The organism is Agrobacterium sp. S7/73 (genome assembly GCF_019355535.1).
GTDB lineage: Bacteria > Pseudomonadota > Alphaproteobacteria > Rhizobiales > Rhizobiaceae > Agrobacterium > Agrobacterium tumefaciens.
The window spans coordinates 1,575,802-1,587,602 of sequence record NZ_CP072136.1 but is presented as its reverse complement, the minus strand read 5'-3'; the positions used below and the strand labels follow the sequence as shown (position 1 = coordinate 1,587,602).

Below are 11,801 nucleotides of genomic sequence, written 5' to 3'. Positions count from 1 at the left end.
CCGTGACAGGCGGCGGGCGTCTCGCCATCGTGGCCGGCAGCGGCCAGCTGCCGCTGCATGTCGCGGCGGCCGCGCGCGAGATGGGGGAGAACCCCTTCATTGTACAGCTGCGCGATGATTCCCAGTTTGACTGGAGCGGTTTCGACAATGCGGTGATTAGCGTCGGCGATGTCGCCGGGCTTGGTCGGCTGCTGCGCGAAAACCAGGTTGACCGCGTCGTGCTTTCCGGCGCCGTGGCGCGGCGCCCTGAATGGCGGGAAATCCGCCCCACGATCGGCATATTGCTGAAACTGCCATCCATCGTCCGCACCCTGCTGTCGAGCGGCGATGACGCCGTTTTGCAGATGGTCATCAAGGTCATCGGCACGCTTGGGGCAAAAGTCATTGGCGCCCACGAGATCGCACCCGGTCTGCTTGCTACGACCGGCCCTTTCGGTGCGCATAAACCTGCTGAAGACGATCTGCGCGACATACGCAAGGCCGCGCAGGCCGCACTGGCACTCGGCACGCTTGATGTCGGGCAGGGTTCAGTCGCCGTTGGCGGCCGTATCGTTGCACTGGAGGGCGTCGAGGGCACAGACGCGATGCTGGCGCGTGTCGCGGCATTGCGCGCCGAGGGCCGCATCTCGCCCCGTCGAAAGGGTGTTCTGGTGAAGCTCTGCAAGCCGCAGCAGGATATCCGCGCTGACCTGCCAACTATCGGCGTGGAAACGGTGGAGAACGCGCATAAGGCCGGGCTAGCGGGGATCGCCGTTGAAGCCGGACGCGCGCTGGTACTTGATCGCGATGAGATGTTGAAGGCGGCAGATCAGGCCGGCATATTCGTCTGCGGTATCGATACGTCACTCGGTGAAGACATGATGGGCGGAGACATGGTGGGATGACGGCAACGTTGAAGGTGGCGGTTATAGCCGGCGAGGTATCCGGCGATCTTCTGGGTGCCGATCTCATTCGGTCCCTGAAAGGCCATTACTCGGGTTCTGTCGAGTTGATAGGCGTCGGCGGTGAGGCTCTGGAGGCGCAGGGGCTGGTTTCGCTGTTCGATTATTCCGAACTCTCCATCATGGGCTTCACGCAGGTTCTGAAGAAGCTGCCGAAGCTGATTTCGCGGATCAACCAGACTGCGCAGGCAATCATCGTCGCCAAGCCGGATATTCTGCTGATCATCGACAGCCCGGATTTCACCCATCGTGTTGCGAAAAAAGTCCGCAAACAATTGCCGCATCTGCCGGTTGTCAATTATGTCTGCCCCAGCGTCTGGGCGTGGAAGGAATATCGCGCCACCGCGATGTTGTCCTATGTCGATCACGTTCTGGCCCTGCTTCCATTTGAACCGGAGGCGATGCGGCGTCTCGGCGGCCCGCCGACAACCTTTGTCGGCCATCGCCTCAGCGTCGATCAAGACGTGCTCTCCGTGCGGCAGAGGCGGGCTGAGCGGCCCCTGCCTGCCAACGGCGAACCGAAAACCATTCTGCTCCTGCCGGGGTCACGTTCCACCGAAACGACCCGGTTGATGGAGCCGTTTCAGGAAGCGGCAAAAGCATATGTCGAGCGCAACGGCCCGACGAAGTTTCTGCTGCCGACAGTGCCGCGCCAGGAAAACCGCATCCGCGAACTGGCGGCAACATGGCCTCAGGATATCAGGCCTGAAATCGGCATCGATCCCGCCTTCAAGTGGAATGCATTTGCGCGCGCCGATGCGGCGATTGCCGCGTCCGGCACCGTTATTCTCGAGCTCGCGCTCGTCGGCGTACCAACCATATCGGTCTACAAGACCGACTGGATTTTCACGATGCTGAGCAAGCGGGTGAAAACCTGGACCGGTGCGCTTCCGAACCTGATTGCCGACTATGTCGTGGTGCCGGAATATTTCAACGAGGTGGTACGGGCAGGGTCGATGTTGCGTTGGGCCGAGCGGCTCTCATCCGACACCACCGAACGGCGGGCGATGCTGGAAGGCTATGCTCTTGTGCAGGAGCGTTTGCACACAGAAGTGCCTCCTGGCGAAACCGGCGCCCTTATACTTCTCGATGTGCTGAACAGCCGCGAGCAGCAAGGCTGAACCGGCAGCGATCCTGTCTGCTTCCTGGGGTCGGCAGGGCAGGTTTCGCTATTCTTATCGATGATCATATCCAACAAAAAAGCCGGCGGATAAAACCCGCCGGCTTTTTTATGTTGGTTGGTTTCCCGGCTTAACGCTTGGAAACCGGAACGTAGTCACGCTTGCCGGCGCCCGTGTAGAGCTGGCGCGGACGGCCGATGCGCTGCTGCGGATCCTCGATCATTTCGTTCCACTGCGCGATCCAGCCTACGGTGCGGGCCAGTGCGAACAGCACGGTAAACATGGTCGTGGGGAAGCCAAGCGCCTTCAGCGTGATACCCGAATAGAAGTCGACGTTCGGGTACAGCTTCTTCTCGACGAAATAAGGATCGGAAAGAGCGATCTTTTCGAGTTCGAGCGCGACCTGCATGATCGGATCGTCGGAGTTGCCGGTGGCTTCCAGCACTTCGTACATCGTCTTCTGCATGATCTTGGCGCGCGGGTCGTAGTTCTTGTACACGCGGTGGCCAAAGCCCATCAGGCGGAACGGATCGTTCTTGTCCTTGGCGCGGGCAATGTATTCCGGAATGCGGTCAACCGTGCCGATTTCGTTGAGCATGTTGAGCGCCGCTTCGTTGGCGCCGCCATGTGCCGGACCCCAGAGGCAGGCGATGCCCGCTGCAATACAGGCGAACGGGTTTGCACCCGACGAACCGGCAAGACGCACCGTGGAGGTGGAAGCATTCTGCTCGTGATCCGCATGCAGGATGAAGATGCGGTCCATGGCGCGGGCCAGAACCGGATCGACCTTGTACTCTTCGCAAGGCACGGCAAAGCACATGTGCAGGAAGTTGGAAGCGTAATCGAGGTCGTTCTTCGGGTAAACGAAGGGCTGGCCGATATGGTACTTGTAGGCCATGGCGGCGATCGTCGGCATTTTCGCGATCATCCGCAGCGAAGCGACCATGCGCTGGTGCGGATCCGTAATGTCCGTCGAGTCGTGATAGAAGGCCGAGAGAGCGCCGACCGTGCCGCACATGACAGCCATCGGATGTGCGTCGCGACGGTAGCCGGTGAAAAAGCGGCTCATCTGCTCGTGCACCATGGTGTGGCGCGTTACGCGGGTGTCGAAGTCCTTCTTCTGCGCAGCCGTCGGCAATTCGCCGTAAAGCAGCAGATAGCAGGTTTCCAGGAAGTCGCCCTGTTCGGCAAGCTGCTCGATTGGGAAGCCGCGGTGCAGAAGAACGCCTTCGTCACCATCGATATAGGTGATCTTGGATTCGCAGGAGGCTGTCGAGGTGAAGCCGGGGTCGTAGGTGAAGGAGCCCGTGTGCTTGTACAGCGTGGCGATATCGACGACGCTTGGTCCAATCGTGCCTTCCCTGACCGGGAGTTCGACCTGTTTTTCGCCAAGTGTCACTGTAGCGCTTTTTTCCGTCATACTGATCCTCCGAAAACATGCGGGTGGGGGCGTTGAGATACGCCCCGCGGTTAAGCGTCTACCGATTAGCTATATGATCCTTGCGCGGATGCCAAGCTATCCAAAGGTCAAATTGTGCATTGCGGCAAACGCAATCGCGTTGCTTCAGGCTTTCCCGGCAGCAGCAATTCAATCTCGGTCAACGCATCGTTAAAGTAAAGGATTGCAATCCCCAGCGCTGGTCTGCAAACCTGTTTTTGGTGCGGCAAGGGGCGGTGGGGATTGCTCGGTCAAGGGGAAAAACAGCATTTCGAATATGCTAAAACGATGCAGGGAGACTTGCCCGGCACACGGGAAATTCTGTTTCCTCTCCGCCGAAGCAGTGATGCGGCAACATATGACACTCCCGCCATTATTCCCGAGATTAACCGCAACACTACCGTGGCCGAAAAAATCGCCATGTGCCTGGCCGAGGAGCGCGCATTCGGCCACGATTTTCTTTTCATTCCCGTTTCCATCGGCTGCGGCGCGGTACTCTGGTTTTCTCTAGATGCCACGCCTTCCCCGGTCGTTTTGATTGCCACATTTCTTTTTGTCGCCGTTCTGGCGCTCTTTGTGAGATATAAAGCTGGCATTGCGGCGGCGGTTTGCGGCCCTTTCGCTTTTCTATTGCTGGGCATGCTTCTGGCAGATTTCGAAACCCGAAGGGCAGGGACCGTGGTGCTGGATACTACGTATAGATAATAAAATCAAATAGTTAAGTATGGAAATTTCTTTGTGCCATACCGACAAAGGCGGGCCGCTTTGAGGCCGTTAGGCCGATATCACTAGCCATCTTGGAAGCGCTTTCCTAGGTCGCACGTATTTCCTGTTGCCGCTGGCGCGGCAAGCTGCCCGCCCTCTGGCGGTAAAGTTCATTGTGGTTTTGCTGATCCTGTGCGAAATTGCATGAAATCTTCTTTGCACCTTTCGATCTTCTTTTCTCCATTTCTGTCGCCCGCCTCGCTTTCACAAGCGCGGCGGGTTTTCTTTTGCGCAAAACGAAAAAGCCCCACGGGGTCAACCGTAGGGCTTTGATCAGGCCGCCTTATATAGCGCCTTCAGTTCTTCCAAGTCTTCAGCGAGCATGGCGCTATAGGCCGTTGCTGCCGCTTCTGCCAGACCTTTGGCGAATGGCGAGTTTCGCACCCACTGGAGTGTTGATTGCCCCACCTTAGGCTTGACGTGGGCCACAGCGAAACCGTGTTCATGGTCATGGGTCAAGACAACATCGCGGATCGTCATTTGCATGTCAGGCAAGAAGAATTGGACCTTTGCCAGCTTGCGGAAACCTGTGTCCCGGTCATAGCCCTTGATAGGCTCGATGCTGATAGTCTTTACGTTCACGGTGTTCCTCCTTCGCAAGTGATTGTGATCCAAGCTCCCTTTTGGTCTGGCTTCATCATTTTGACATTATAAGAGCGCCCGGAACGCTTTTCCCGGATGCTCCATGTTGTGTTGACGGCCTTAATGGCAGGCTGCTGACGGACAGTAATTTCCACCGTGGAAACGCCGCGAGGGACGTTGTTCAAGACCATTTCATCACCGCTGCGAACCTCGATCCTGCCCGACGTGGTGAAGATCGTGGTGACGGGACCGGCTCCGGGGATCACGCCCCCGAAACCGTCATTGCCGTCTGCCTTACGCCGAAACTCGAAAACTCCGCGCAAGTCTCCGCCCCCGGTCATTGCTGCACCTGCGATGCCTGGGCATTTTGTGACATGCCAAGACGAGACATGTTTAACGGCTCCATGTACGTATCGCCGCCCTCGACCTTGCTCATGTTCTCGAAGCCGCGAATCTCGTCAACCGACAAGAAGCCAGCTTCCCGACCAATCTTGTAAGCCGCGTAGCGGGTAGCCAAATCACCACGAAGCAGGCCGGAAAGGTCATGCTCAATATAGTGAGTCTTGCGAGCTTCAGGCGAAAGCAGCGTGACGTTGTAGACGCTTTCGATTCGCTTTGCCCACGGCGCAAGGACTCGAGTCACAAGAGCGCGGCTTTCCTCGCCAATGTTGCTGTAGGTCGCATCGTCCGTAATGCCGACCGCTGAAGGCGGAACGCCATAGACGCGGCAGATATCCAGATTCGACAGCTTGCGGCTTTCGAGGAATTCCGAGTCCTTCGCTGAAAACGAGAGGGTCTCAAATTTAGCTCCCCCATCAAGAACCATCACCTCATTAGCCTTCAACTGCCCGACGAAGCGCTCTTTAAACTTCTTGATTGCATCGTCTTTGCCGTTGACCGCAAGTTTCTCCGGGAAAACGAGAATGCCAGCCGGACGGAAGTTGTTTTCCGCTGCCGCGCCTGCCGTGTCCTGTTGAGCCAAGGCCAGCCCGAAGGTAGCGTTTGCGATCTGGATAGGCGAAAGGCCTAGAACGCCGTCATTGGTCCGATAGCGCACATGCAGGATTTCGTCTTGCGTGTACGTCTGCGTTCCGCCGTTCTGCAACGCGACCTTGTAGCGAAGGCGTCCAGTTGAAAGCCGCTCCACCGTGACAGAAGGTGAGGGGATAGGATGCAGCGCGATAATCTGGCTACGGCCATTCCGTTCGATCCGGGCATAAGCATTGCCGTACATCAGCGCCGCAACATTCATCCACTCCCGGCCTTCGAACGCGGTGAGAAATGGCGAAAAGGAATCCTTCAGCACAGTGTAAAGCGAATGGTCAGAAGCCGTTTCCCGGCCACCGTCATCCGTTTTACGGTAGACCTTCAGCGGAACCGCCGCCAATTGCTCCGCTACAAGCTGAATGCAGCGGTGCGCAACGGCATGGCCTGAAGCCTTCTCGATGTCAGCCCGTGCCTGCCAGCGCGCACCAAGGAATTCGCCTAGGAACGGATCGCTAGAGGCTACGGCCCGTGTTTCTTGTGTCTTAAACGGCCACATGTGCGCCCCCTTCCAGTTCCAAAATTCGAATACGACGTTGCGCGTCAGTCATGGGCTTGCGCGACCGGACGGCAAGAGACGTGCCGGAATATGCCGGGAACGCCTGCACAACGCTGATTTCACGAAGGTCAATAGCCTTCAAAGTCCGTCGCTCGCCGTGCCATTCGTCGCCGCCTTCAGGCACATTGAAGCCGAAGGACATGCCGCCGATATCATGGCGGGCAGCAAGCGAAGCGATATCGCGGCCCAACTGTGTGTCTGGCAAATCTAGTTCGAAACGGAGTCCTTTCTGATCCTCTGCGAGGATCAGGCTGCCCGACGCGCTACGGCCCAACACCTTGCCGGGGTCATGATCGACAAGCGCCAGAATGTCGGGGTTCGAACGAAGCGAAGCACCGAACGCGCCAGCCTGAATGACCTCACTGAAATCACCAATCCGGGTTTCATGGCCGAATGTGGCGACATAGCCCGTGAGTTTGCGCCCGGATGCCTTAACGTCCATGGCAGCGCGTTTTTCGAAATTGGTCATTAAAACGATACCTCCCTGAATGGGGCAGTTAGCGCATCAACGCCAATTGCTATTGCCTGTGGTGGTTTCTCCGCTGCGGCTTCCCGGTATGCGTACCAGTGACCGACCAAAAGAAGGATTGCGTGTTTTACGGGAGGCTGTGCCGGACTGGCGATGCTGACGCCGATTTCCGAAACGTAGCCTTCAGCCGCAAGGATCAGACCTGAAACGTAAGTGTCATCCTCCGCGTAATCTACGCGGAGGTGAGTCTTAGCCTCGGCCAGCGAGACAGCCGCCATATTAGGCGACGGCCTTCCATGCGAATGCTTCAGGATGGCGGATAGCCACGTCAGCATCAAGAAACGCATGCAGGCGAAGACCGCCCTTGGAAGCATCTGTGTACGGGTTTTGCAAAATGTCTACTCCCGACCAGTAGCCAATAAGCAGGTTTGCAAATGCGCCGAAGATCAGCGGGTTTTCACCGGCAATCGTCGGAACCTGATTCGTGGCAACGACGCGCTCACCATGGAAGGTTTCAGCGGTGCTGAGATTGCGCTGCTGACCGTCCTTCAGCTTGCGGGCAACAGCCATCAATGCCGGATTGGTCAAGAAGCCCGTAGTGCCGGTCACGTCGTCAATCTGGAGCGCCGCGATAAGGTCCGCTGCAATATCGCTCAAGTCCGTTGCCGTGGTAGCGCTTTCCGGAATCTGAGTAAGGATGCCAACCGGCTGCTTTGCGGCAGCGGTGCCGTTGATAGCGGCCTTGTCGAGAGCCTGCGCAAGTACGAAAGCCAAGTCCTGACGAAGCACGTTTTCAAGCGCAACGCCGTTCTGAAGCAGCAAGCGGCGAGACAGGTACATTTCGCCGGAAACCGTCTTCGGAGACAGCGACACCTTGTCAAAGGTCGCATCGCTGGCCGTTGTCGGTTCGTCTTCATTCACCCAAACAGCATTTGGGCCGGAGACCAGTCGCGGCAGATCGAGGTTGCCGCTCAGGCCGGAAATGATGGTAGCGCCGAGAGACTGGACAGCCATTACAGGACGAAGGCGGTCAATCAGGCCACCCATGTTCGTTGCGACGGTGTTGCCAGCGGTGCCAGTCGTCAGCATGGCGCGGTTTTCCTCACCGAAGATGAGCGAGGTAGGAACCATCACGCCGCGCACTTCGCGACCCTTGGACAATTCGTCATGCACTTCGCGTTCAACGCCGGTCAGGCTATCGCCGTTGCCTTCGCGGATCGCCTTGGAGACAGAATAAGAGCGAAGCTCGCGAGCCATGCCATTATCAGCCGGTGCGGCTTCGTGGCGCTCGAATTCTGCGATGGTTGCTGCATTCTTGATCTGGCCGTCCAGAGACCGGATTTCGCTTTCGATGCTATCGAATTTCGACTGTTCCGGGTTTGCACCCAATGCGCGGATTTCTGCGATCTTAGCTGCACGTGTCTCTTTCAGGTGATGAATGTTCAAATATAGTCTCCTTTTCTGAATAGTGCGCAAAGAGCCATGCCGATGCGGAATTGCTCGGTTTGGATAGACGCAACAATGTCGTGGTTTGTCGTAGGTGTTGCCTGCGGCAACATGCTGCCCGCCCCTCAGTCGGGACAGGCTCGCCGGTTCAAGTCTTGTGCTTGCGTCCGGTGATTGTGTTTATACTCAATTTTGCTTGCGCATCAACAGTAAAACGCAAAAAGCAAGGAAGTATATTTTTACACTGTTTGCTTGACAAAACAGCGGGTCAGATTTTTTGTATCGCTACTTTTTTCCGCCGTATACCCCAATGAAAACTGGTGGGGGCGCTTTTCGTGGTCCTGTGTACTCTCGAACACTGTGGAAGCCCACGCTGTTGACGTTGTAGCTAACTTCGGACGGCGGAGCCTTTTTTGAAGCATCCTCATGAAGCAGTTCTTCTGGATCGTCGTCTACCTCAACCTCAACTTGCCTGAAGGTAACAAGCGACCCATTTATGGCTCTGCATTCTAGTATATCTTCACGCCATTTCTCGCCGTTCGTCAGATTTTCTGCATCAAGCACGGTTACAATGTACGCTTTTCCGATCTGTATCATTCATTTCCTTTCTATCTAGGCATCTTCCATAAGACACGCAGGAAGAGCACTGTCTTCCGTGTGTCGCGCAGCAGTTTGCAATGCCATTGCCAGAGCTACAAGGCCGTCGATGCGTCCTGACGCCTTCGACTTATCAAGCTTCCGTGCGCCGGACGGGTCTTTCGTGATAACCGCATTGGCCGCGCACATCTTCATGAGCGGATTTCCGGCGTGATTCACCTTCTGTTGCGCGACGGCGACCTCCAGCATATCCACGGCAGGACTCATATCCTTGTAGCCCTGCCCGAACGGCTGAAGCGGCAAATCAATCGAAGCCTTTGCCAGTTCACGCCGCAAGTCTTCTATCCGCCAGCGGTCGAAAGCAATTTCCTTGATATCGAACCGGCCAGCCTCATCAGCGATATATTCCGCAACGGCCTGTGGATCGATGACCTTTCCCGGCAACAGCGTGAGCCGTGACGACTCCTGACGCGCCCATATATCGTAAGGAACACGGTCATTCTCGCTTTTCCCGGCGATATCGAATTCAGGCAGGAAGAACCGGGGCAACACCGTAAAGCGGCCATCCTCTTCCGGGAAAACCAGAACGAAGGCCGTCAAGTCTCGCGCTGCTGACAGGTCAAGAGCGCCATAGCACTCCCGGCCTTCAAGCGCGGATTCGTCAATCGGGCCTAGGTCGCAATCGTTCCATTCGCGAGCCGCGATGAATCGGACGGTGCCGTCAATCCGCTCGTTGAGAATCTTGTTTCGGAAGTCCGCTTCCTTCGATGGAATCCGCTTTGCTTGCCCCGCCATGCGCTCGACTTGCTCCAGTTGCAGGAAATCGCCCAGAGCAGGATTGGCCTTTATCCAAGTCTCATAAATCCATGGATCATCGTCCGGATCAGTCGTGAACAAGGCTAGATGGAAGGTTTCGTCTTCAATCTCGCCCGTTTTGACCTTCAAACCATAGTCGATCATCTCCGAAAAGAAATGTGTGTCATCTTTAGCCTGTGTGCTGATCACAACAATTAGCGGCTCATCACGCGCACCAAGGGCGGAATCCATTGCGTCGAATAGGTCGCGCTTCGGCCAATATCCCGCTTCGTCGGCAAGGAAGAATGATGGCGACAAACCAAGCTTGGAATCAGCATCCGCGCTCACAGCCTTCAGAACGGAGCCTTCACCGGGATAACCGGCTTCGACTTCGATTTCCTTTGAGAACTTGATAATGTTCACACGTTCCGAAAGCTCGACATGAGCCTCCAGCATGGCTTTGCATTCGGCCCAAGCCTTACCGGCCTGAATCTTATCCATCGCACCGAAGTACAATTCCCCACGCTGTTCGGCTTCAGGTCCGACAAGATGGCAAAGTGCGAGCGCCGCGCTCAATCCGGTCTTTCCGTTCTTACGGCCCATAGACAAGACGGCAGTTCGTACAGGGCGACGGCCATATTCGTCAGTAGCGTAAATCGGCGCAAGAAACTCTTCGATCTGCCATTCACGAAGCTGCATGTTCTGGCCTGCGAGTTTGCCCTGTGTGATTTTCATGTCATTGACGAATGCGACGACGGCTTCCAGTCGGGTGAGGCCCTCGACCTCCCATGGAAGAACCTCACGGTTCTTCTGCTGCCCGCCACTCATGATATCCCCGGTCTTGCCGGATGCTTTCGGCTTCGCGCCGGGTCCTCGACGGCCCATAATGTCTCCTTTCGCTGTTCACTTTTTCATGACGATTTCCTTTTCGTCGTTCAATTTTTGATACTAAGTCTTCGTTGATGCCCCACGCCGTTCCCCGGCACGTCGACTCTCGTCTTTCGATGCCCCCTACCTTCGGAACCGGGCAGGGAGGCCCGTCAGGCGTCACTCCAGCCTTCCGGGTCAATGGGGTTGCCGTCCACGTCAAAGCCAGCCCACGCCCTGCGAAAGCCGCTGCTCTTGCCTGTCTTAGCTGTGCGTCTATCCTTCGCATTGGTCTTGCGGTTGTGACAGGATGCGCACATGCTCGTTAGCTCAGACGTGGGCGGGAATGCCAAGCCTCCCGCATTGATTGCCTTGTCGTGGTCTACGACTTCCGCAATCTCGATGACACCACGCGCACGGCACGGCTCACAGACCGGACATTCCATTAGCTTGGCTATGCGCAGCCGTTGCCACTGAGCCGTGTTATACGGCCATCTGCTCATGAGGGGCGGGCGGTCTGCCGCGCAGCGGCAGTAATGACAACCTTCGGCTTGACCGGAATAGGCTGCTTACGCACCGGATCAATTCGGCTCTGACGTGCAAACACCTGCCGGTTCTGATGCATCAACTTCATTGCACCGCCACCCATTCACCATGTCCCACGGCTTTAGCCAAACCACGGCGCTTCAGGCGCAACAGCACCTCATTGACCTCGTGACGCCCGTAACCCGTGAGCCGAGACAAGATCATAGGCGCTGCCGGTATTGACCGCTTCCGCAGGAGCGTAAGCACCTTCTCGTCAGGCTCAGCCAATCCACTCCATGCGACCGGACGGCCCACTAGCGCGCCGATGACCATTTCGTTTTCAGCCTGCATTGCACATACCTTCAGATGCGCGATAAGACTTGAATGACGTAAACAGGCAATCGGCCTCATCTTCAGCGGTCAGTGAAGCGATAGGAAGGACCCTTGCTTCCTCGCCATCGATCGGCTCTCCGCTTCTTTCGTCTGCATCCACGATAACGAATAACTTGCTCGTTGCTCCCATGACCTTGTGCAGTCTTCTGCTATTCGCACGCACCACGTACATGCCATTCCACCATTCTGTTTTTTCCATCTCCAATTCTCCTTTCGTTGTGTTCGTGCATAATCCTGTCCGCCTACTCACGCACGGCTG

The 11,801-nt window shown here is 56.7% G+C and carries 13 protein-coding genes and 1 pseudogene; 3 read left to right on the top strand and 11 right to left on the bottom strand.

From position 1 onward, the window contains the following. The first annotated feature begins 2 nt into the window (after positions 1-2). Positions 3-884, top strand: a complete 882-nt coding sequence (locus tag J5276_RS07860; protein WP_162633697.1) for an LpxI family protein — start codon at positions 3-5, stop codon at positions 882-884. Then, positions 881-2,062 carry a lipid-A-disaccharide synthase gene (lpxB, locus tag J5276_RS07855; RefSeq protein ID WP_112155102.1) on the top strand — a complete coding sequence of 394 codons (1,182 nt, stop codon included), beginning with the start codon at positions 881-883 and terminating at the stop codon, positions 2,060-2,062. The genes J5276_RS07860 and lpxB overlap by 4 nt, the downstream gene beginning before the upstream one ends. Positions 2,063-2,192: 130 nt before the next feature. On the opposite strand, the gene gltA is transcribed toward lpxB, so the two are convergent. Continuing rightward, entirely contained in the window at positions 2,193-3,482 is a 1,290-nt protein-coding gene (gene gltA, locus J5276_RS07850; protein WP_003496202.1) for a citrate synthase, read from the bottom strand. 306 nt (positions 3,483-3,788) lie between these two features. Here gltA and J5276_RS07845 point away from each other — a divergent pair. Beyond that, positions 3,789-4,193: pseudogene (locus J5276_RS07845) on the top strand (hypothetical protein); the annotation flags it as partial. A 345-nt stretch (positions 4,194-4,538) separates the two neighbouring features. Here J5276_RS07845 and J5276_RS07840 read toward each other — a convergent pair. From J5276_RS07840 to J5276_RS07795, 10 genes are all read right to left on the bottom strand, one after another. Beyond that, entirely contained in the window at positions 4,539-4,847 is a 309-nt protein-coding gene (locus J5276_RS07840; protein WP_065658108.1) for a hypothetical protein, read from the bottom strand. Then, positions 4,844-5,188 carry a head-tail adaptor protein gene (locus tag J5276_RS30780; RefSeq protein ID WP_370647508.1) on the bottom strand — a complete coding sequence of 115 codons (345 nt, stop codon included), beginning with the start codon at positions 5,186-5,188 and terminating at the stop codon, positions 4,844-4,846. The genes J5276_RS07840 and J5276_RS30780 overlap by 4 nt, the downstream gene beginning before the upstream one ends. Then, positions 5,185-6,390, bottom strand: coding sequence for a phage portal protein (locus tag J5276_RS07830; RefSeq protein ID WP_209159381.1), 1,206 nt, complete (start codon positions 6,388-6,390; stop codon positions 5,185-5,187). Before J5276_RS07830 ends, J5276_RS30780 begins: the two co-directional genes overlap by 4 nt. After that, positions 6,377-6,919, bottom strand: coding sequence for an HK97 family phage prohead protease (locus J5276_RS07825; protein ID WP_209159382.1), 543 nt, complete (start codon positions 6,917-6,919; stop codon positions 6,377-6,379). The genes J5276_RS07830 and J5276_RS07825 overlap by 14 nt, the downstream gene beginning before the upstream one ends. Beyond that, the gene (locus J5276_RS07820; protein ID WP_209159383.1) at positions 6,919-7,197 is read right to left on the bottom strand and encodes a head-tail connector protein; all 279 of its coding nucleotides are present in this window, start codon (positions 7,195-7,197) and stop codon (positions 6,919-6,921) included. The genes J5276_RS07825 and J5276_RS07820 overlap by 1 nt, the downstream gene beginning before the upstream one ends. A 1-nt stretch (position 7,198) precedes the next feature. Then, complete coding sequence (locus J5276_RS07815) at positions 7,199-8,365, bottom strand: phage major capsid protein (protein ID WP_209159384.1); 1,167 nt, start codon at positions 8,363-8,365, stop codon at positions 7,199-7,201. A 285-nt stretch (positions 8,366-8,650) separates the two neighbouring features. After that, positions 8,651-8,962 (bottom strand): hypothetical protein, encoded by a 312-nt coding sequence (locus J5276_RS07810; RefSeq protein ID WP_209159385.1) that lies wholly within the window; start codon positions 8,960-8,962, stop codon positions 8,651-8,653. 15 nt (positions 8,963-8,977) lie between these two features. Beyond that, the gene (locus J5276_RS07805) at positions 8,978-10,456 is read right to left on the bottom strand and encodes a terminase large subunit (protein WP_247749955.1); all 1,479 of its coding nucleotides are present in this window, start codon (positions 10,454-10,456) and stop codon (positions 8,978-8,980) included. A 798-nt stretch (positions 10,457-11,254) separates the two neighbouring features. After that, on the bottom strand, positions 11,255-11,500 hold the full coding sequence (locus tag J5276_RS07800; protein WP_174065360.1) for a hypothetical protein: 246 nt from the start codon (positions 11,498-11,500) through the stop codon (positions 11,255-11,257). Next, positions 11,490-11,741 (bottom strand): hypothetical protein, encoded by a 252-nt coding sequence (locus J5276_RS07795; protein WP_174065361.1) that lies wholly within the window; start codon positions 11,739-11,741, stop codon positions 11,490-11,492. Before J5276_RS07795 ends, J5276_RS07800 begins: the two co-directional genes overlap by 11 nt. Positions 11,742-11,801 lie beyond the last annotated feature (60 nt).